The organism is Streptomyces sp. NPDC127177, from assembly GCF_042672475.1.
Taxonomy (GTDB): domain Bacteria; phylum Actinomycetota; class Actinomycetes; order Streptomycetales; family Streptomycetaceae; genus Streptomyces.
In genome coordinates this window covers 1-20,769 of the sequence record NZ_JBHXUW010000082.1, presented here as the reverse complement: position 1 = coordinate 20,769, position 20,769 = coordinate 1, and the positions used below count along the sequence as shown (strand labels likewise).

Annotated in this window: 14 protein-coding genes; 8 read left to right on the top strand and 6 right to left on the bottom strand. The window is 71.4% G+C overall.

All coding sequences use genetic code 11. The features are described from left to right. Positions 1 to 57 precede the first annotated feature (57 nt). A complete protein-coding gene (locus ACFVJX_RS33145; protein WP_384135529.1) occupies positions 58 to 486 on the top strand; it encodes a metallopeptidase family protein in 429 nt (142 codons plus the stop codon). Between the two features lie 71 nt (positions 487 to 557). On the opposite strand, the gene ACFVJX_RS33140 is transcribed toward ACFVJX_RS33145, so the two are convergent. The 3 genes from ACFVJX_RS33140 to ACFVJX_RS33130 form a co-directional block, all read right to left on the bottom strand. Beyond that, entirely contained in the window at positions 558 to 2,099 is a 1,542-nt protein-coding gene (locus tag ACFVJX_RS33140; RefSeq protein ID WP_384135531.1) for a DUF5719 family protein, read from the bottom strand. After that, positions 2,096 to 6,202 (bottom strand): glycosyltransferase, encoded by a 4,107-nt coding sequence (locus tag ACFVJX_RS33135; protein ID WP_384135532.1) that lies wholly within the window; start codon positions 6,200 to 6,202, stop codon positions 2,096 to 2,098. Before ACFVJX_RS33135 ends, ACFVJX_RS33140 begins: the two co-directional genes overlap by 4 nt. Positions 6,203 to 6,684: 482 nt before the next feature. Beyond that, positions 6,685 to 6,948: a WhiB family transcriptional regulator gene (locus ACFVJX_RS33130; RefSeq protein ID WP_024494319.1), complete on the bottom strand. Its 264-nt coding sequence runs from the start codon at positions 6,946 to 6,948 to the stop codon at positions 6,685 to 6,687. Positions 6,949 to 7,671: 723 nt separating this feature from the next. Here ACFVJX_RS33130 and ACFVJX_RS33125 point away from each other — a divergent pair. From ACFVJX_RS33125 to ACFVJX_RS33115, 3 genes are all read left to right on the top strand, one after another. Continuing rightward, a complete protein-coding gene (locus ACFVJX_RS33125; RefSeq protein WP_384135534.1) occupies positions 7,672 to 8,169 on the top strand; it encodes a cysteine dioxygenase in 498 nt (165 codons plus the stop codon). A 63-nt stretch (positions 8,170 to 8,232) separates the two neighbouring features. Next, positions 8,233 to 9,189, top strand: coding sequence for a 2-phospho-L-lactate transferase (gene cofD, locus ACFVJX_RS33120; RefSeq protein ID WP_384135536.1), 957 nt, complete (start codon positions 8,233 to 8,235; stop codon positions 9,187 to 9,189). Continuing rightward, complete coding sequence (locus ACFVJX_RS33115; protein WP_384135538.1) at positions 9,186 to 10,502, top strand: coenzyme F420-0:L-glutamate ligase; 1,317 nt, start codon at positions 9,186 to 9,188, stop codon at positions 10,500 to 10,502. Before cofD ends, ACFVJX_RS33115 begins: the two co-directional genes overlap by 4 nt. Positions 10,503 to 10,625: 123 nt before the next feature. On the opposite strand, the gene ACFVJX_RS33110 is transcribed toward ACFVJX_RS33115, so the two are convergent. The 3 genes from ACFVJX_RS33110 to ACFVJX_RS33100 form a co-directional block, all read right to left on the bottom strand. After that, positions 10,626 to 11,606 (bottom strand): DNA-3-methyladenine glycosylase family protein, encoded by a 981-nt coding sequence (locus ACFVJX_RS33110; RefSeq protein WP_384135540.1) that lies wholly within the window; start codon positions 11,604 to 11,606, stop codon positions 10,626 to 10,628. 91 nt (positions 11,607 to 11,697) lie between these two features. Continuing rightward, positions 11,698 to 12,789, bottom strand: coding sequence for a sugar phosphate nucleotidyltransferase (locus ACFVJX_RS33105; protein WP_384135542.1), 1,092 nt, complete (start codon positions 12,787 to 12,789; stop codon positions 11,698 to 11,700). Between the two features lie 134 nt (positions 12,790 to 12,923). Next, the gene (locus ACFVJX_RS33100; protein ID WP_384135544.1) at positions 12,924 to 14,267 is read right to left on the bottom strand and encodes an N-acetylmuramoyl-L-alanine amidase; all 1,344 of its coding nucleotides are present in this window, start codon (positions 14,265 to 14,267) and stop codon (positions 12,924 to 12,926) included. A 137-nt stretch (positions 14,268 to 14,404) separates the two neighbouring features. Here ACFVJX_RS33100 and ACFVJX_RS33095 point away from each other — a divergent pair, with 137 nt between their 5' ends. From ACFVJX_RS33095 to ACFVJX_RS33080, 4 genes are all read left to right on the top strand, one after another. Continuing rightward, positions 14,405 to 15,154, top strand: a complete 750-nt coding sequence (locus tag ACFVJX_RS33095; protein WP_384135546.1) for a TIGR03089 family protein — start codon at positions 14,405 to 14,407, stop codon at positions 15,152 to 15,154. 221 nt (positions 15,155 to 15,375) lie between these two features. Beyond that, a complete protein-coding gene (locus ACFVJX_RS33090) occupies positions 15,376 to 16,989 on the top strand; it encodes an LCP family protein (protein WP_384135548.1) in 1,614 nt (537 codons plus the stop codon). A 225-nt stretch (positions 16,990 to 17,214) separates the two neighbouring features. Continuing rightward, positions 17,215 to 18,984 (top strand): LCP family protein, encoded by a 1,770-nt coding sequence (locus tag ACFVJX_RS33085; protein WP_384135549.1) that lies wholly within the window; start codon positions 17,215 to 17,217, stop codon positions 18,982 to 18,984. 48 nt (positions 18,985 to 19,032) lie between these two features. Continuing rightward, the gene (locus tag ACFVJX_RS33080; RefSeq protein WP_384135550.1) at positions 19,033 to 20,727 is read left to right on the top strand and encodes an LCP family protein; all 1,695 of its coding nucleotides are present in this window, start codon (positions 19,033 to 19,035) and stop codon (positions 20,725 to 20,727) included. The last annotated feature ends 42 nt before the right edge of the window (positions 20,728 to 20,769 follow it).

Sequence of the window (20,769 nt, the reverse complement as noted above, 5' to 3'; positions counted from 1 at the left end):
TCCCCTCCCGGGCAGCCGCCGTCCGCCCGCCCCGCGGAGCGTTACGCTGCGTCGGTGATGGACAGTCCCGTACCGCCCCTCCCGTCCGAGCCGCGACCGCGGCGCCGAGACCGACACGGCCGAGGCATGCGCGGGCCCGTCGCCCCGCCCCAGGTGCCGCTCTCGGCCAGCCGCGCGGACGGCTTCCGTGATCTCGTGCAGGACTCGGTGGAGCGGCTGGAGCGGCGCTGGCCGCAGCTGGCCGAGGTCGACTTCGTGGTCCTCGACGTGCCGGGCACCGGGGAGGAGACCGTTCCGCTCGGGAACGCGCTGTCCGCCGAGAAGGAACGGCCGGCGCAGATCGTCATCTACCGGCGTCCCGTCGAGATCCGCACCAAGAACCGCGACGAGCGTGCGCTGCTCGTCCACGAGGTCGTCGTGGAACAGGTCGCGGAGCTCCTCGGGCTCGCCCCGGAGTCGGTCGATCCGCGGTACGGACAGGAGTAGGCGAGTCGGCGAGCAGCCGGGCGGGTGGCTCGCGCGGGCCGGGCCGGGTCTCTTGTCCGGCCCGGCCCGGGTCAGTCGTCCAGGACCGACAGGTCCTCTTCTGCCGCGGGCACCTCGACCGTTCCTCCGTCGTCCGGCAGCGTCTGCACCGTGAACATCTGGATGCCGTCCTGCGGAAGCGCCAGCGTGCGGGCGGCGTGGACCGGGCCGCCCGACTGCGTCTCGACCGTCAGCGCGTACGTGCCCTTGAGCCCCGACGGGACCGGTGGGGTGACCGCGACCGTCGTGCCCGCGGCGACCTTGTACGTCTTGCTGACCGGAGTACCCCCCTTGCTGCCCGCGGACGCCGTGACCTTCACCGTGCCGGCGGCGCCCGGTGCGGTGAGCGAGAGGGTCGAACCCTTCGACCGGTTGTCGGCCGCGGTCGACTGTGCGCCCACCGGGCCGGTCGCCGGGATGTAGCCGACCTCCTGCTTGGCGCCCTTGCCCCGGACCACCCGCAGCGCGGCCACGATCGGGGTGGCCCTGCTCTTCTCGGACGGGGACAGCAGCAGGGAGCCCGCCTCGCCCCGGGTGACGTTCTTCAGGTCCACCCCGGCCGTCATCCCCGACTTCACGTGGAGGTCCTCGTGGCCCGCCGGGGAGAAGGGACCTGTCTTGCCGAGGAGCTTCACGTTCAGGTCCGCGTCGTCCTCGCCGGGCGCGAAGGCCACCAGCCGGACCGAGGTGGCGTCCGCCGGGATGCCCGGCAGCACCAGGGTGCCGGCCGGGGCGGCGGAGGCGGCGAGCCAGTCGCTGCCGGTCTCGCTGTCCGCGGTCCTGACGACCGCGCCGACGCGTCCCGTACGTGTCGTGACGTGGACGGTCACGTCGTCGGCCACCTTGCTGGTCAGCGTCGAGATCAGGACCCGGACGCCGCTGCCCGCGGGGACCGTGATCCCCTCGCCCACATCGGACTTGAGCGTGCCGTCCGGACCGTACAGCTCGATGTCGGCGACGGCGGCCGTGTCATCCGGGTTGGTGAGGTTGACGTAGTCCTCGCGGGACTTCGCGGTGCTCGCCGCCGGGAACCAGAAGTCGGTGTCGGGTGCCGTGCAGCTGACCCCGAGCAGGCCGCGTGCGTCGCCCGCCTCGACGGTGGTCGTCTGCTGGGCGGTCCAGCCGGGGGCCAGCCTGTCGGTGGCCGTGCCGACGAGGGCGGGGGCGTCGGAGCCGGACACCGCGGCGGTGACCGGTTTGCCCGGCTCCTTGAGCGCGACGACCGGCTTGTCCGGGTCCGCCTTCTTGCCCTTGCTCTCCTTGCCCTTGCCCTTGCCCTTCTCGTCCTTGTCCTTGCTCTCCTCGTCGTCCTTCTTGGCAGCCGTCGACTTCAGCTCGGCCGTGCCCGCATCGCCGCCGCTCTTCGCGACCGGGGTGAAGGACGTGTACGCCGTCTCCGCGAGGTCCGAGAGTCCGGGAGCCGGGCAGAGCAGGCTGGACCGCTCCACGGGCAGCCTGGCGGCCGCCTTCTCCTCCGTCGCACCCGCGTCCCCGGGCACGGTGAGCGCGGCGAATCCGGTGACGGCTGCGAGGGCGACGGCCCCCGCGATGAGGGACAGGCTGGTGGACTTCACTCGGACTCGCCTCGCGATGCGTTACCGGTCGGCCACGGGTTCTGGCCCGGGGCGGGGTTCTCGTCGGGGTTCTGGCTGTAGTTCCGGTCCGGGTTCGAATTCTGGTCCGGGTTCGGGTTGGGATTCAGGTTCGGGTTCGGGTCCGGGTTGGGATTCTGCGGGTCGTACGGCTGCTGATCGCCGTACTGGCCCGGGCCGTACTGAGCGTTCGGGTCGTACTGGGTGTTGGAGTTGTACTGGGCGTTGGGGTCGTACTGGGTGTTGGGGGCGTACTGGGCGTTTCCGTACGGTTCGGCCGTGCCGTACTGCTCGCCGGTTCCGTACGGGGCGTTCGCGTCGTACTGGGTGTTGGCGGGGTCGTACGGGGCGTTGTACTGGCCCTGGCCGTACGCCGTGTAGTCGCCGCCCTGCTGCTGCGGATAGCCGTACTGGTCGTACGCGCCGGGGGCGTTCTGCTGTTGCCCCGCGGCGTACTGACCGTCCTGGTACTGGCCCTCCGGATACTGCTGGTAGTCGGCGCCCTGGTACTGCTGCCCGTCCCATTCCCCGTACTGCTGCTGCGGCACCGCCGCGTACTGACCCGTATCGCCATCGGCCTGCTGAGGCACCGCCGCGTACTGGCCCGTATCGCCGTCCGCCTGCTGCGGCACCGCCGCGTACTGACCCGTATCGCCGTCCGCCTGCTGCGGGACGAAGACGTCCTGGCCGTCGGTGGTGTGCGGCTCCGGTTCCGGTTCCGGATCCGTGGCCGGCCGGGCGGGCGGGGCGAACTCCGTACGCTCCCCCGCCTCGCCGTACTCGCCGCCGGCCTCGTAACCGTCCTCGCCCTCGCCCTCGGCCTGGGCGGCCGCGCGGAGCCTGCGCGCCCGGCGTCCCTCGCCGGCGACCGCCTCGGCGGGGACCGGTGCGCTCTCGTCGGGCAGGTCGTCGTCGATCTCCCGGCGGCGGCCCGGAAGGGCCAGGACCACCAGGACCACGGCGAACGCGACCTGCGCCCAGATCCACACGGAGTGCGTGAAGGAGGTCTCGTACGTGAGGTCCAGGGAGCCGCCCTCGGTGGGGAGCTCGAAGCCCTGGGCCCAGCCGTCCACCGTCTTGCGGGTCAACGGCCGTCCGTCGAGCGTGGCCTGCCAGCCGGAGTCGGCCGCGTCGGCGATCCGCAGTACCCGGCCGGCGTCGCCCTTGGGGATGTCGGTGTGCGCCTCGACCGGGCTGGAGCCGACCGGCAGCGGCTCACCACCGGCGGCTGACGGGACGATCATGATCCGCGAGACCTGGCGGTCGACCCGCCAGAGCGCGCTGCCGTCCAGCTGGCTGAGCCGGCTGAGGCCGGGGGTCGCGTCGAGCACCCGGCTCATCTGCTTCGGCGCACCGTCCCGCACCAGCACGTAACGGATCGCGAAACCGCTGAGCTGGCTGCCCTGGTCGGCGCCTGAGCCCGCGACCAGGTTGGCGACGACCTTGTCCAGATGGCTGTTGCCGCCGCCGGCCGCGGCCAGTTCGGCATCGCCCAGCCGCGCGCCGGAGCCGCGGACCAGGGTGTAGGCGACGGAGGTGGGCGAGGTGCCGCCGAGCACCAGCGTGCGCGGCTGGTCGCGGGTGCCGGACTCCTCGGCGACGAACGCGGGCACCTGCACCGGGTCGCGGCGTTCGAGCGGGCCGGCTGCGCCGCCGATCATCCAGCCCACGGCGGCCAGCACCGGGGCCACTCCGGCGGCGAGGGCGATCAGGACGGCGACGGGCTGGCGCCAGCCGAAGCTGAGCTCGGCGACGCGTACCCGGGCGCCGTCCGCACCGATCAGCGCGGCGGCGATGAGCGCGGCGCCGTAGACCAGGGTGGCCGGTCCCGCCCAGCCCGATCCGTTGGCGAGCCCGGCGAAGGCCAGGCCGACCAGCGCGACGGCCCAGGCGGTCCGTACCGCGAACTGCCGTTCCCCGCGCAGCAGCGCGGCCAGCGCCGCGAGCACGATGCCGAGCAGCAGGACTCCGCCCGCGGCCTTGGGGCCGCCGGGGCTGATCCCGAGCAGGTCGAGCGCGGACGCCGATCCCGAACCGGTCTCCAGGCCCGCTTCCTTCAGGAAGGACGAGGGGCTGGTCAGGAGCGAGAGCGACCAGGGTGCCAGGACGAGCAGCGGGGTGCCGATCGCGGCGAGGAAGCGGAGCCCGTACGCCGTGATGTCGTTGCGGCGCAGTGCGAGCACACCGATACCGAGAACCACTGCGAACGGCCACACGATGGGCGTGAACGCCATCGCGAAGGTGAGGAGCAGCGTGTACGCCCAGGTGGCGCGCCAGCTGCCGCGGGTGTCGCCGCTGGTGCGCATGCCGTGCGCGGAGACGGCCACGCGGGCGATCAGCGGCAGCAGGACGAGCAGGACGGCGGTGCCGAGGCGGCCGGTCGCCAGGGCGCCGGTCGCGGCGGGCAGGAAGGCGTACGCGACGCTCGCCCAGGCCCGCAGCAGCCGCGAGGGGAGCAGCGGGCGGGAGACGAAGTACGCGGTGAGTCCGGCGAGCGGGACCGAGCAGACCAGCAGCAGCGTGAGCGCGAAGCCCGTGGAGCCGAGGAACAGCGCGGACAGGGCCGAGATGACGGCGAGGTAGGGGGGCGCGGTCTGGGTGCCGCCGGTGCCGACGGTGTGCCAGCCGTCCGCGAACCGGCCCCACAGGTCGGACACGTCGCCGGGTGCGGGCAGCAGTGAGCCGCCCGCCAGCGCTCCGCCGCCGAGGAGGCTGCGGCAGGCGATGAGGGAGACCAGGAGCAGGACGGCGAAGAGCACCGGTCCCGGTTTGCGGCCGACCTTCTTCAGCCGGGCGAACTGGTCGATCTCCAGGAAGTCGGCGTCGTCACCGCCCGGTCCGGACTCGACCGCGCCGTGCCGCGAACCGCCGGACTCGGCCTCCGACGAGCCGCCGAAGTTCCCGGCGACCTGTTCGACGGTCGCGCGGACGGTGGCGCCCGGCGCGGGGAAGAGCCCGCGCAGTTCGGCCGGGTCGATGACGCCCTTGCCGCGTTGGCGGCGGGCCGCGAGGATCCGGCCGGGCCGCAGCAGCGTGCCGAGGAGTCCGGCGACCTCGTCCAGTGCCTGTCCCGGCACCTTGCCGACGAGGTAGGCGAGGGTACGCAGCAGGGTGCCGAGCACCAGCCGCAGCAGCGCCCAGAGCAGCAGCTTGCCGCGGGCGTTGACGAGCATCGTGTAGACGGCGCCGGCCTTGTCGACGCGGTGCGGGCTTGAAACGGAACGCCCGGCGCAGTCGATGGGGCGGCGTTCGCGGGCGGAGGCCTCCGCGTGCCGCAGGACGGCGTCCGGGGCGACGAGCACCCGGTGCCCGGCCATGTGGGCTCGCCAGCACAGATCGACGTCGTCACGCATCAGGGGGAGCCTGCGGTCGAACCCGCCGAGCTCCTCCCACACGTCACGGCGGATCAGCATGCCGGCGGTGGAGACGGACAGGACCGTACGGACCTGGTCGTGCTGGCCCTGGTCCTGCTCGCGCCGGTCGAGGCCGGTCCAGCGGCGTCCGCTGTTGGCGATGGAGACGCCGACCTCGAGGAGCTGCCTGCGGTCGTACCAGCCGCGGAGCTTGGGGCCGACGATCACCGCGTGCGCGTCGTTGTCGACGACGCGCAGCATCTCGGCGAGCGCGTCGGGCTCGGGCGCGCAGTCGTCGTGGAGCAGCCAGAGCCACTGCACCGGTTCGCCGTGCGGCAGTTCGGGGAGGTCGTAGTTGTCGTCGTGCCAGGACCGGGTGACCGGGTCCCAGCCGCTGGGGCGCTTCAGGTACGGCAGGTCGTCCGGCGTGAGGACACCGGCGGTGCGGCTCGCCTCTTCGACGGCGGTGCCGAAGCTCGTACGCCGCGCGAGGTGCAGGACGCGGTCGGCGCCGAGCGCCTCGGTGACCAGCCGCGCGGAGTCGTCGGCGCTGCCGGTGTCGGCGGCGACGACGTTCTGCACGGGGCGTTCCTGCCCGAGCAGCCCGGCGAGTGCGTCGGGCAGCCAGCGTGCGCCGTCGTGGGAGACGAGCACGGCGGTGACGACATGCCGGGGGAACTCTGGGGCGGCGGCGGCCGCGTACGGCGCCGTCGAATGGCTGTGCACGGACATCGAGGTACGGGCCCTCCGGCCGGGTCCGGGGGGACGTACCCCCCGGGGGCTGCATCGGTGTACACGCGCGCCCTGTCGGGTCGTTGGCGCGTCTCGGACGGGGCCCCACACTAACGGTACGGATAACCGGGGTGGCGCGGAGCGCTTGAACGAGGGCGGCGGCACAGCGGCGGAGGGCTACGGAACCGTGCCGGGGGGCATGCCCGGAGAGGCATGCCCGGGGAACCGCGCCCGGAGAAGCCTGCCCGCCGAGCCGCGCCCGGGGAGCCGCGCCCGGGAGCGTGCCTGCGGGGGCGCCTGCGGAGGCGGTTGAGCCGGTGGCCTCCCTGTGCCCCGCACGCGGCCGGGCAGACAGCCACTCGGCCGGGCAGACAGCAGCACGGCCGGGCACGGCAATGGCCCGCCGCCTGCGGGCAGAACGCAGGCGGCGGGCCATGGGGCGACCGGGACCGGTCCCGTCGGGTCCGGTCGGGCCCGTGGACTCAGATCGCGGCCTTCTTCAGACGCCGTCGCTCGCGCTCCGAAAGACCGCCCCAGATACCGAACCGCTCGTCCTTGGAAAGGGCGTACTCAAGGCATTCGGACCGGACCTCGCAGGCGAGGCAGACCTTCTTCGCCTCGCGGGTGGATCCGCCCTTCTCCGGGAAAAAGGACTCGGGGTCGGTCTGGGCGCACAGTGCGCGCTCCTGCCAGCCGAGTTCCTCGTCCGCGTCCTCGACCAGCAGTTGCTGGAACAGCTCGGTCATGTGCGCCCCTCGTCTGTCTCTTGCGTCCCGTGATGCGGCCGTTACCGAATCGGCCGAACGACACGAGTGAAATTACAAGTGTGTAGCTTCGTGCCAGTCAAGCTCAGATCTGCTATTGGGCCCGGTATTCACTCTGCGGAACCAAGCGTATGCAGAAAGTGTTCAAATCACCAAAAACCTGACATATGCCATGGGCTCGGTCACGCACCCACTCGTCATAGGGAGGAACTCCCTGACGGGCGGACACGTTGCGATTCGATCACCGAAGCGATCAAGATCACAGTCGGGTCACGGGTGGGCCCTGCTCGGCCGGCCATGTTTACGGGTGCGTCTGCTGCGCCACCTTGCCGCCGCGGGCGCTGCACAAACCTTTCTCCGTTCGGAGCAACCGGATATGGTGAAACATTAGAGCCAAATCGGTCATTGGGTTGACAGTCGGGTGGCTCTCCGGTTCTCCTTGATGTCATGCCAGTGACCTCAGCGATGCGCGTCACCCACACCCGTGGGTTCCGTAGCGCTGTTCAGGCTCGCTGTTGCTGTTCCAGCTGTCTCAGCTGTTGAAGCCCTCGCGCTCCAGCCCGACACAGCTCTTCCCGGACCTCCGGACCTTCCCGCGCCGGCCCCAGCGGCCCGTGCCACCCGAGTCCTTCCGGTCCTCGCGACACCCCTGCATCGCACTGCACCGCATCGCACCTGCACTCCTGCCGAGGAACCACCGCACCCATGAACAGCGACAGCGACCTCCAGATCGCCGGCGACCTCCTTGAGGTCCAGCACCTTCTGCGCCCCGCCCCCGAGCACCCCGCCACGGTGGCGGAGTTCGTCGGGCTGGCCCGCTCCCTCGCCGACGACCGCTCCCGATGGGCTCCGCTCGTCCAGTACGACCCCACCACCCGCTGGTACCACCGGCTGCTCAGCAGGCCCGGATACGACGTCTGGCTGCTCAGCTGGATCCCGGGCCAGGGCAGCGGGCTGCACGACCACGGCCTGTCCTCCGGCGTCCTGACCGTGCTGGAAGGCGAACTGACGGAGCGTACGGAGCGCGGGAAGCGGACGCTGGGCTCCGGCGCCCAGCGCGTCTTCGCCCCCGGCTACGTCCACGAGGTGATCAACGACTCCCTCGAACCGGCCGTCAGCCTGCACATCTACTACCCGGGCCTGACCGACATGCCGATGCACTCCACCCAGACCGCCGCCGCCGCGGCCGCCGCCGGCGTCTGACGGCCCGCCCCCGTCCGACGGCCCGCCTCCGCACACCGGGCTCCGCCTGACAGACTGTTTCCCATGCGCATTGTGGTTCTGGCCGGCGGTATCGGTGGTGCTCGTTTTCTTCGTGGCCTCAAGGAGGCCGCGCCCGAAGCGGACATCACGGTGATCGGCAACACCGGTGACGACATCCATCTGTTCGGGCTCAAGGTCTGCCCCGACCTCGACACCGTGATGTACACCCTCGGCGGTGGCATCAACGAGGACCAGGGCTGGGGGCGTACCGACGAGAGCTTCCACGTCAAGGAGGAACTCGCGGCGTACGGCGTCGGACCCGAGTGGTTCGGGCTCGGCGACCGTGACTTCGCGACCCATATCGTCCGCACGCAGATGCTCGGCGCGGGTTATCCGCTGAGCGCTGTCACGGAGGCGCTCTGTGCGCGCTGGAAGCCGGGGGTCCGGCTGCTGCCGATGTCCGACGACCGGGTCGAGACGCATGTGGCGGTCGATGTCGACGGCGAGAGCAGGGCGATCCACTTCCAGGAGTACTGGGTGAAGCTGCGCGCCTCCGTCCCGGCCCAGGCGATCGTGCCCGTCGGGGCAGAGCAGTCCAAGCCGGCACCGGGAGTCCTGGAGGCGATCTCCGGGGCCGACGTCATCCTCTTCCCGCCCTCGAACCCCGTGGTGTCCGTCGGCACGATCCTCGCCGTGCCCGGGATCCGGGAAGCCATCGCCGAGGCCGGGGTGCCGGTCGTCGGCCTCTCCCCCATCGTCGGTGACGCACCGGTGCGCGGAATGGCGGACAAGGTGCTCGCCGCGGTGGGCGTCGAGTCGACGGCCGCGGCGGTCGCCCAGCACTACGGCTCGGGGCTGCTCGACGGCTGGCTCGTCGACACGGTCGACGCGGGCGCGGTGGACGAGGTGGAGTCCGCGGGCATCCGCTGCCGCTCCGTACCGCTGATGATGACCGACGTCGCCGCCACCGCCGAGATGGCGCGGCAGGCGCTCGTTCTCGCGGAAGAGGTACGGGCATGAGCGCTGCCCCGGACGCCGCGCCCTCGTACCGGGTCTGGGCGCTGCCCGGCATGCCCGAGGTGCGGGCCGGGGACGATCTCGCGAAGCTGATCGCCGCCGCCGAGCCCGGTCTCGCCGACGGTGACGTACTGCTCGTCACCTCGAAGATCGTCTCCAAGGCGGAGGGCCGGATCGTCGAGGCCACCGACCGGGAGGCGGCGATCGACGCGGAGACGGTACGGGTGGTGGCCAGGCGCGGCGCGCTGCGGATCGTGGAGAACCGGCAGGGCCTGGTCATGGCCGCCGCCGGGGTCGACGCGTCCAACACCCCCGCCGGAACGGTCCTGCTGCTGCCGGAGGACCCGGACGCCTCGGCACGGGCCGTCCGGGAGGGGCTGCGGGACGCGCTCGGCGTCGAGGTCGGCGTCGTCGTCACGGACACCTTCGGGCGTCCGTGGCGCAACGGACTGACCGATGTCGCGATCGGGGCGGCCGGAGTGCGGGTGCTGGACGATCTGCGGGGCGGGAGCGACGCGCACGGCAATCCGCTGAGCGCCACCGTGGTCGCGACCGCCGACGAGCTGGCCTCGGCCGGTGACCTGGTCAAGGGCAAGGCGGACGGGCTGCCGGTGGCGGTGGTGCGCGGGCTCGGCCACGTCGTGGACCCGGCTGACGCCGAGGGTGCGCGGGCGATGGTGCGGGTCGCGGCCGACGACATGTTCCGGCTCGGGACGTCCGAGGCGGTGCGGGAGGCGGTGACCCAGCGGCGAACGGTCCGCGAGTTCACCGACGAGCCGGTGGACCCGGGGGCGGTGCGGCGGGCCGTGGCCGCGGCGGTGACGGCGCCCGCGCCGCACCACACGACGCCGTGGCGGTTCGTCCTGCTGGAGTCGTCCGAGTCCAGGACCCGGCTGCTGGACGCGATGCGGGACGCGTGGGTGGCGGATCTGCGGCGGGACGGGAAGAGCGAGGAGTCGGTCGCCAAGCGGGTGAGGCGGGGCGATGTGCTGCGTCGTGCGCCGTATCTGGTGGTGCCGTGCATGGTGATGGACGGCTCCCACACGTACGGGGACGAGCGGCGGGACGCGGCGGAGCGCGAGATGTTCGTGGTCGCCGCGGGCGCCGGGATCCAGAACTTCCTGGTCGCGCTGGCGGGTGAGCGGCTGGGGTCGGCGTGGGTGTCCTCGACGATGTTCTGCCGTGATGTGGTGCGGGATGTGCTGGAGCTGCCGGCGTCGTGGGATCCGCTGGGGGCGGTTGCCGTGGGGCGGGCGGCGGGTACGCCGCCGGCTCGGGCGGGCCGTGATGCGGAGGGGTTCGTCACGGTGCGGTGAGGGGGTGCGGGCGCGGGGTGGTTTGGCGCGGGGTGGTTTCGGCGCTCTGCCCCGGGCCCCGGTCCTGGGCTCTGCCCCGGACCCCGGTCCTCAACCGCCGGGCGGCCTTGAATTTGCCGGGCCTCAGAGCTGGGCGATGTTGCGCGGCGTCATTCTCGGTGCGTGGCGGGGCGGTGTGTTGCCGGAGAGCATGATCAGCCGGGTGGCCCGGTGGCGTTGGCCCTCGTAGGGGGACAGCAGCGTCAGCATCGTCTCGTCGTCGGCGTTCCGGTCGCCCGCCAGGGCGTGCCCGACGATGCCGGGCAGGTGGAGGTCGCCGACCGTCACCGCGTCCGGGGCGCCGTTGGAGCGTTGCAGGGTCTCGGCGGCCGTCCAGGGGCCGATGCCCGGGATCGCCTGGAGCCGGGCCATGGCGTCGGGCAGGGCCATGGTGGCCGCCTCCTCCATGCGACGGGCCACCCGGACCGCGCGCAGGATCGTCGCCGAGCGCTTGCTGTCGACGCCCGCGCGGTGCCACTCCCAGGACGGGATGAGGGACCAGGTGCGGGCGTCCGGAAGGACGTAGAGGCCGTACTCCTGGGGGCCGGGCGCCGGCTCGCCGTACTTGCGGACCAGGAGCCGCCAGGCGCGGTACGCCTCGTCCGTGGTGACCTTCTGCTCCAGGACCGACGGGATCAGGGACTCCATCACCAGGCCGGTGCGCAGCAGCCGCAGGCCCGGCCTGCGGTGGTGGGTCACCGCGAGCAGCCGGTGGCGCGGGGTGAAGGCCTCCGGTTCGTCCTGCGCGCCCAGCAGGGTCGGCAGCTGGTCGAGCAGCCAGGACGCGCCGGGCCCCCAGGCCGCCGCCTCGATCCGGCCTTCGCGGGGGACGACATGGAGTGTGCCGGGGCCGGCGGGGGTGCGGCTGGCCCGGCGGACGGAGCCGTCCGCTGACATCCGGAAGGTGGGGTCGGCGGGGCCCCGGCGCAGCGGGCCGAGGACGAGCCGCAGGTCGAACGGGCCCGGCGGGGTCCAGTCACGGGTCAGCGCCGCCGGTGCCGGCGTCGTCACCTGGCGCGGGACGGCCGCACGCGAGGCGCTGCGGGGAGCGAATCGTCCTGCCACGGGTGAGGGTCCTCGGTAGTCGGGGGTGCCTGTCGAGGGTACGGCTGATTCCGGCCAGTCGGTGCGTCCCGCGGTGAGCGGATCGCCCCGGTCATTCGTCCGAGGAGAAACGCACCGACGCGGCAGGCAGATGTGCCCCGCACCAGATCCGGACACCGTCGCGCAGTTCGTTGTCGGCGCCGACCTTGGCGCCGTCGCCGATGACCGCACCGGCCAGCACCGTACGGCTGCCGATCCTGGCACCCGCTCCGACCAGGGAGTCCGTGATCACGGCGCCCGGTTCGACGATGGCGCCCGCCAGCACGGTGGACCCCTCGATCCTGGCGCCTGCGCCGACGACGGCGTCGGCGCCGACGACCGTACCGCCGGAGAGTTTGGCGTCGGGGGCGACGGAGGCGGTCGGCAGCACGAGCCGGTCGCCGCATCGGCCGGGGACGGCCGGTGAGGGCGCGCGGCCCAGGACCAGGTCGGCGGAGCCGCGTATGAAGGCCTGCGGGGTACCCAGATCCAGCCAGTACGTGGAGTCGACCATGCCCTGGAGATGGGCGCCGGAGGCGAGCAGTCCGGGGAAGGTCTCGCGTTCGACGGAGACCGGGCGGCCGGCCGGGATGGTGTCGATGACCGACCGGCGGAAGATGTACGCCCCCGCGTTGATCTGGTCGGTGACGATCTCCTCGGGGGTCTGCGGCTTCTCCAGGAACGCGGTGACCCGGCCGGTGTCGTCCGTCGGTACGAGACCGAAGGCACGCGGGTCGTCGACCCGGGTGAGGTGGAGCGACACGTCCGCCCCGGAGTCGGCGTGCGAGGTGACCAGGGCCCGGATGTCGAGGCCGGTGAGGATGTCCCCGTTGAAGATGAGGACCGGTTCGTCCGGGGCCGAGGTGAGCCGTTCGGCGACATTGCGGATGGCGCCGCCGGTGCCGAGCGGTTCGCGTTCGGTGACGTACTCGATGTGGAGGCCGAGCTCCGAACCGTCGCCGAAGTACGGTTCGAAGACCTCCGCCAGATACGACGTCGCGAGGACGATGTGCTCGACCCCGGCGGCCCGGGCACGCGCCAGCTGGTGCGTGAGGAAGGGGACGCCGGCCGCCGGAACCATGGGTTTCGGAGTGTGCACCGTGAGCGGGCGCAGCCGGGTTCCCTTGCCGCCGACCAGGAGAATCGCTTCTTTTGCCTCTGTCACAGCACTGTCTCTGCTTCCTGCTGGGGCCGGGCCTGGTTTCGGCTGGCCAGTGTATGCAGACCGGAAAGGGTGTTCTCGGTCAGCGGCCCTCAGCAGGCCCCGGGCGCCGGCGGCGCCTTTCGGCTCCTTCCGTGTCAGCGGCCCTGGAGCTTGGCCGAGCTGGTCCGTGCCGTGCCGAGCTTCTTGTAGAGACGTGCTCCGGGGCATTCGGTTGCGAAACCGTCCCGGTGGCCGGAAATGACGTTGAGACTGACCTTCTTGCCCTTCTTGTACTTGTTGCTCCCGCCGGAGACCAGGGTCACCTTGCCCTTCGGGTTGGCCTTGAAGAGGCCGAGCTTCCAGGCGGTGAGCTTCGCGACGGCGGTGACCGCCGCGGCGGGCGGGTTGGAATTGGTGAAGGTTCCGAGCACCGCGATGCCCATGGTGTTGGTGTTGAAGCCGAGGGTGTGGGCGCCCATGACGGCCTTCGTCACGCCACCGGCCCGGCCCTCGTAGATGTTTCCGCACTTGTCGACGGCGAAGTTGTAGCCGATGTCCCGCCAGCCGCTGCTCTTGACGTGGTAGCGGTAGATGCCGCGCAGCACCGAGGGCGCCTGGGAGCACGAGTAGTTGTTGCCGGTCGCGCTGTGGTGGATGAAGGCCGCCTTGACGGTCGAGGTGTACGCGAAGGCCTTCTCGCGGAGCTTCTCGTCCGCACCCCAGCCCTTGCGGGTGATGATGCGCGGGCGGGGTCCGATGTACGGCGCGGCGCCCGGCGCGTATCCGGCGGCCTCGTCGGTCGCGGCCCGGCTCAGGGCGGGGAGCGCGGCGGCGCCCTGCTCCACGGCCCGGTCGGCACCGGCGGCGCCGGTGGTGGCCCGGTCCTCGCCGCGGACTTCCTGCGGGTCCTTGCCGGGGTCGACGAGTTCGAGGTGCAGTCCGGCGGGCAGCGGTACGGGGGTGGCGGAGGCGTCCCGGGTGTCGGGGGCCTCGGGGTTCACCCGGACCTCGACGCCGTCGGAGTCGCCGACCCAGAGCGGGGCGGTGGAGCCGCGGGCGGCGCCCGAGTCGCGTTCGGGGGTGCCGGTGTCGGCGGAGTGCTCCGCGTTGTGGGTCTCCAGGTCCTGCCAGCCGGACCAGCGGCCCGTACCTGCGGCGCGGGTGCGGACCTGGGCGGTGCCGTGGAGTTCGGCGTTCACGTCGTCCCATACGACGCCGACCATGGAGAACGCGCGGACGTCTCGCTCGGCCAGCCCCTGCCCGGCGGCTGCCAGACCGGGCTGCCCGGGGGCCCGCGCGGAGGCCGTGGACAGGGGGGACATGGCCAGCGACTGGGTCGAACCGGGCAGAGCGGCGGGTTCGGACGCCTCGGCGGGCACGGAGCCCGCGGTGGTCGAGTGGGCGGGGGTGTCGGGGGCGGCGCCCGCGGGCGCGGCGAGCGGCAGCGTGAGGGCCGCCGCGCAGGTGACACCAATGGAGGATGCAATGAAGGCACGCATACAGATGATCCTGGGCACAATCGGACAACTCCGGCGACCGGTGTTTCTTCCGGTAATTGACGGCCCGTCTGCCGAACCGGTGTACCAGGCACCCGTCACGCCCGGCCGGCCCGCCGCCGCCACGTACCCTTGCGCGGATGAACGCCAGCGACCGCACCCCTGCCGACCTGCTGCGTTCCGCGCTTGCCGCGGACCCGGCCCGACCCATGGTCACCTTCTACGACGACGCCACCGGAGAACGCGTCGAACTGTCGGTGGCCACCTTCGCCAATTGGGTGGCCAAGACCGCCAACCTGCTGCAGGGCGACCTCGCCGCGGAGCCCGGCGACCGGCTCGCGCTGCTGCTGCCCGCGCACTGGCAGTCCGCCGTCTGGCTGCTCGCCTGCTCCTCGGTCGGCGTCGTCGCCGATGTGCAGGGTGACCCGGCCGCCGCCGATCTCGTCGTCACCGGACCGGACACGCTGGAGGCCGCGCGGGCCTGCCGCGGTGAGCGGATCGCCCTGGCGTTGCGTCCGATGGGCGGCAGGTTCCCGCAGCCGCCCGAGGGCTTCGCGGACTACGCCGTGGAGGTGCCGGGCCAGGGAGACCGGTTCGCGCCGTTCGCGCCGGTGGACCCGGAAGCCCCGGCGCTGACCGTGGGCGATGTAGCGCTCAGCTCGGCGCAGCTGGTCGCGCGGGCCCGCGAGGACGGTGCCGCGCTGGGCCTGGGCGCCGGATCGCGACTGCTCTCGGGCCGTACGTACGACACCTGGGACGGCCTGAGCGCCGGGCTGTTCGCTCCGCTGGCGACCGGGGGCTCCGTGGTCCTGTGCCGGCACATCGGACAGCTGGGCGCGGACGGGCTGGCGCAGCGGGTCGAGAGCGAGCGGGTCACCGGGACCGCGTGACGGCGGGCGGGCCGGGCCCGCCTTCCGGTCTGCGGTACGACAAGCGGCCCGAGGGCCACTCGTCCGGCCCATCGTGGGCCGAGCCCTCCGGGCTGAACGTCAACTCCGGTACATGATCTGCGGTACAGACCACCTGAGGCACAACCAAGCGTGAGGTTCAGCCGTCTACTTCTGCAACCGGCGGCCCAGCGCGCCGCCGAACGTGAAGGATGGACGCAGACGTGACCGAAAGCGCCGGCACTCCGGCCGACCCCGACGACTCGGCCGCGGGCGAGGACCAGACGCCGGACGGGTCGCCCGGAGAGCAACGCGGCGAGAAGCCCGCCCCGGAGGACGCACCGAAGGACGCTCCGGAAGCCGCACCGGCGGACACACCTCAGTCCGCCTCAGCAGACACGTCCGAGGACGCACCGAAGCCCACCTCGGCGGACAAGCCGAAGGACGCACCGGAGGGCGCCCCCCAGGACACTCCAGGGGTCGCCCAGGCGGACACGCCCGAGGGCACCTCGGCGGGCGCGCAGGAGGCCGCTCCGGGCGGTGAGACCCGGAGCGGGTCGGGCAGCGGCCCGTCTTCCGGCTCGTCCGGCCAGTCCGGTCCGTCCAAGGGCGGCGAGGACCCGTCCCTCGCCATCACCGTCAAGCGCAAGCGGCACTGGGTGCGTTGGACCGCGCTGGGGGCCTCGTTCGTCGTCCTCGTCGCCGCCGGTACCGGCTGGTGGCTGTACAAGAAGCTCGACGGCAACATCAAGACGGACACCTCCGCGGCCGCCGAGCTCAAGGCGTACGAGAAGGAGCGGCCCGCGTCGGTCGTCCACGACGCGGAGAACATCCTGCTCATCGGCTCCGACAGCCGGGCCGGGGACAACCGCAAGTACGGCCGGGACGACGGCGGCAGCCAGCGCTCGGACACCACGATCCTGCTGCACCTGGCCGCGAACCGGAAAAGCGCCACCGCGATGTCCATCCCGCGCGACCTGATGGCGAACATCCCGGCCTGCCACAAGCCGGACAAGACCGCCAGCAAGCCGCAGTTCTCCCAGTTCAACTGGGCCTTCGAATTCGGTGGAACCGCCTGCACCATCCGTACCGTCGAGAAGATGACAGGCGTCCGCATCGACCACTACATGGTCATCGACTTCAACGGCTTCAAGGACATGGTCGACGCGGTCGACGGGGTCGAGATCTGCCTCAAGGAGCCGATCAACGACAGTGCGGCCCACCTCAAGCTCCCGGCGGGCCGCCAGAAGCTCGACGGCGAGCAGGCGCTGGGGTACGTACGGGTCCGCAAGTCGATCGGCAACGGCAGCGACACCGAACGGATGGACCGCCAGCAGCAGTTCCTGGGCGCACTGGTCAACAAGGCGCAGAGCAACGGCGTACTGCTCAACCCGACCAGGCTCTACCCCGTGCTGGACGCGGCGACGAAGGCGCTGACCACGGATCCGGGGCTGGACAGCCTCAAGGACCTCTACGAACTGGTGCGCGGCATGCGCAACGTACCGACGGACAAGGTGCAGTTCCTGACCGTCCCCCGGCAGCCGTACCGGGCCAACGCGAACCGCGACGAACTCGTGCAGCCCGACGCGGACAGGCTTTTCAAGCAATTGCGCGACGACAAACCGCTCGCCGTCGTACCGGCGGATGAGCTCAACGGTGACGACGGCAAGAACACCGGCCACGAGGAGGGCTCTGAACATTCACAGGATGAAGACAGCGACAGCAGGTCCGGCAAGGGGTCCGAGGACGGGAAACCCGGCGACGACGGGGCTCCGGGGCCCAGCCCCACACCCACCTATTCGGGTAACAACGCCGCGGCCGACCTGTGCAAGCAGTAAAGCAATTGCCAAGCAGACATCAACGTTCGGCGTGCAATGGGAAGAATGCCCGGTTGTAAGGGCCGTGGAATGTGTCACGCCCGTCGCTAGTCGCCGAACCGGACGGATAGTGTGACGCGATCCGGTGCTGCCGGCCCTCTCGGGCCGCGCACTTCCGGAGCGAAAGACTGAGCGCCTGATCGGGGGAGGCGCCTCGCGTGGCACCGACGGAGGACTCAAGCAACCGTGGATGCGCAAAGCCGTGGGCGGGCGGACGATATCGACCCCGCAGACCAATGGGTCCTCAACCCGGACACCGGCGACTACGAACTGCGACTGAATCAATCCGGAGGGGATTCGGGCGGCGGTAGGAGCACTTCCGCCCCGCGTGCCTCGAGGCGCAGAGGCACCGGCCCCGAGGACGGCACCGCCGGTGGTGCCGGACCTCGTCGTGAGGTGCCCCGGCAGGGCGGTCGCCGTTCGACGCGCGGCCAGGACGGTTCCGGAAGGGGTCCGGGGTCCGGCTCGGGCTCCGGCGCGGGTGAGAACAACGGCGGACGCCGCAAGCGCAAGGCCCCCAAGCCGCGCCGGAAGAAGGCGCTGCTCTGGACGGGCGGTGTGATGGCGTTCCTGCTCGTCGGCCTCTCGGCGGGCGGCTACATGCTGTACCAGCGCTTCAACGGCAACCTCAACACCGTGGACATCGGCGACGCCGGCAACAAGGACGTCGCCACGGCCAACGCGCCCCTCAACATATTGATCATCGGTACGGACAAGCGCACCGGTAAGGGCAACGAGGGCTACGGGGACAAGGGCAGTACCGGCCACGCCGACACCAACATCCTGTTCCACGTCTCCAAGGACCGCACCAACGCCACCGCGTTGAGCATCCCGCGCGACCTGATCACCGACATCCCGGACTGCAAGTCCAGGCAGTCGGACGGCTCGGACAAGACCATCCCGGGCACCGAGAACATACGGTTCAACACCAGCCTCGGTCAGGAAGGCCGCGACCCCAGCTGCACGATGAACACCGTCAAGCAGATCACGGGCCTTCAGGTCGACCACTTCATGATGGTCGACTTCAACGCGGTCAAGGAGCTGTCCACGGCGGTCGGCGGCGTCAAGGTCTGCCTCGCCAGGGCGGTCAAGGACCCCGACTCGCACCTCGACCTGCCGGCGGGTGAGAGCAAGATCCAGGGCGAGGACGCGCTGGCTTTCGTGCGGACCCGGCACAGCTTCGGCAATCAGAGCGACCTGGACCGCATCAAGGTCCAGCAGCAGTTCATCGGCTCGATGATCCGGCAGATGAAGTCGGACGACACTCTGACCAGCCCGACCAAGCTGTTCAAGCTGGCGGACGCGGCGACGAGCGCCCTGACGGTGGACAAGGCCATCGGCTCGGTGCCGAAGCTGACGTCGCTCGCCAAGGAACTCAAGAAGATCGACACGAAGAACATCACGTTCGTCACCGTTCCGGTGGTAGACAACCCGGCCGAGAAGGTCCACGCCACCGTCGTCCTGAACCAGTCCAAGGCCGACTCGCTCTTCGCGATGATGCGGGACGACACCTCACTGACCGAGGTGGCCGCGCAGAAGAAGGCGGCCAAGAGCAAGCAGGACGCGCTGCTCAAGGGAACCAAAGCGGCTGCCGCCGACGTCCGCGTCGATGTGTACAACGGTGGCGAGACCGCCGGTGCGGCGCAGCAGACGGTCACGTGGCTGCAGAACACCGAGGGCGTCCTGAAGTCCACGAACAAGGCCAACGCTCCGGCGAAGGCGGCCAAGACCACGCTGACCTACGCCCCGAACCAGGCGGACCAGGCGCGCGCCCTCGCCGAGATGATGGGGCTGCCCGGATCCGCCATGAAGCAGGGGACCAAGGACGCCGTGGGACTGGAGGCCATGGTCCTGACGCTGGGCTCGGACTTCAAGGGTGCGGGTGTTCCCATCACCGGCCCGGCCAAGATCGACATTCCGAAGGCCAGTGCCGACAAGGCAGAGTGCGCCAAGTGACACCGGGTCACTGCGCGATACCGCGAGTCTGAGCAGCAGGGGGGCCCGGTGGGACGGAGCAGCACGCCAGGAGAGGGGACGCGACCACGGGTCCGGCACGCCGGTCAGCTCGGCTGGGACGACGGTCTCTACGAGGACGGCAAGGGCGAAGCCCCGACGCCTGACGGGGGCGGGGCCGGAGACGCCGGAGACGGCGGCCGCGGCGCGTCCCACGGCGGCGGGCGCCGCGGCCGCCCCCACCGGGCCGGGAAGCGGAAGAAGCGGCGCGTGCTGCGCTGGATAGCCCTCTCGCTCGCGGTGCTGATACTCGGCACCGGCGCGGCCGGTTATCTCTGGTACGAGCACCTCAACAGCAACCTCCGCAAGGGGCACCGCAGCGCGGGCAACAGCGCGGCGAAGAAGACCGCGCCGAACGCCGCGGGCCAGACCCCGCTGAACATCCTGCTGATCGGTTCCGACAGCAGGAACTCCGCGGAGAACCTCAAGCTCGGTGGATCGAAGTCGAGCGTCGGCGGCACCCCGCTCGCCGATGTGCAGATGCTGCTCCATGTCTCGGCCGACCGGAAGAACGCCTCGGTCGTCTCCATCCCGCGCGACACCCGGGTGGACATCCCGGCCTGTGAGGACCCGGAGAACGGCAAGAAGTACCCCGCCACCAACGCGCTCATCAACGAGACGCTCGGCCGCGGCGGCGCCGGCTGCACCCTGGACACCTGGGAGAAGCTCACCGGGATCTACATCGACCACTGGTTGATGGTCGACTTCGCCGGTGTGGTGGACATGGCGGACGCGGTGGGCGGCGCCGAGGTGTGTGTGAAGCAGAACGTCAACGACGTGCCCAAGCCCAACGTGCCCGGCGGCTCCGGCCTGAGGATGACGGCCGGCAAGCACAAGATCAAGGGCAAGCGGGCGCTGCAGTGGCTGCGCACCCGGCACGCCTTCGAGAGCGACTTCGGCCGGTCCAAGGCCCAGCACATGTACATGAACTCGGTCATCCGTGAGCTGAAGAACCAGAACGCCTTCACGGACACGGGACGGCTGATGGGTCTCGCCGAGACCGCGACCAAGTCGCTCCGGGTCTCCGAGGAGATCAGTTCGGTCAAGAAGCTGTTCGACCTCGGCATGCAGCTCAAGGGCGTGCCGATGGACAAGATGAACATGCTGACCATGCCGCGGATCCCCGACCCGCAGGACGAGAACCACGTCCTGGCGAAGCCGGGGACCGCCGACAAGCTCTGGGCGCTGCTCCGCGACGACCAGTCGCTGGACGCGAAGGACCGGGCCAAGGCCAAGAAGAAGACGGAGAGCGGCCCCACCGCCGCCGCTTCCGCATCGCTCGAGGTGACCGTCGTCAACGGGACGGCGGCCGACGGCCAGGCGCCCACCAGCAACCGTGCCGCAGGCGTCCGCGACCTGCTGCAGGCCAAGGGCTTCACCGACGCGACCACCTCGACCGATCCCGGATCGGCGCTGACGACCGAGGTGACCTACCCGAAGAGCTCCGGCACGCAGGGCAGGTCGGACGCGCTCTCGGTCGCCAAGGCGCTGTCGATCCCGACCAGCGCCGTCAAGGAGGACCCGGACGGGGACCAGCTGACGCTCACGGTCGGCTCGGACTGGCGGACGGGGTCCACGTTCCCGAAGGCCGCCGCCGACGACAGCGACCCGCTGGAGGGCACCGAGGCGGTCAACGGCGCCAAGACGGGCTGCATGGACGTGTACTGGCCGTACCGCCAGATGTAGCCGGAGACGGCGACAGGAAGAGGGGGGATGCCCGGCGTATGC

Bases quoted from the DNA above. Each gene is read 5' to 3' on its own strand.
- ACFVJX_RS33100 (WP_384135544.1), bottom strand. From the start codon at position 14,267: ATGCGTGCCTTCATTGCATCCTCCATTGGTGTCACCTGCGCGGCGGCC.
- ACFVJX_RS33130 (WP_024494319.1), bottom strand. From the start codon at position 6,948: ATGACCGAGCTGTTCCAGCAACTGCTGGTCGAGGACGCGGACGAGGAA.
- ACFVJX_RS33125 (WP_384135534.1), top strand. From the start codon at position 7,672: ATGAACAGCGACAGCGACCTCCAGATCGCCGGCGACCTCCTTGAGGTC.
- ACFVJX_RS33135 (WP_384135532.1), bottom strand. From the start codon at position 6,202: ATGTCCGTGCACAGCCATTCGACGGCGCCGTACGCGGCCGCCGCCGCC.
- ACFVJX_RS33145 (WP_384135529.1), top strand. From the start codon at position 58: ATGGACAGTCCCGTACCGCCCCTCCCGTCCGAGCCGCGACCGCGGCGC.
- cofD (WP_384135536.1), top strand. From the start codon at position 8,233: ATGCGCATTGTGGTTCTGGCCGGCGGTATCGGTGGTGCTCGTTTTCTT.
- ACFVJX_RS33095 (WP_384135546.1), top strand. From the start codon at position 14,405: ATGAACGCCAGCGACCGCACCCCTGCCGACCTGCTGCGTTCCGCGCTT.
- ACFVJX_RS33115 (WP_384135538.1), top strand. From the start codon at position 9,186: ATGAGCGCTGCCCCGGACGCCGCGCCCTCGTACCGGGTCTGGGCGCTG.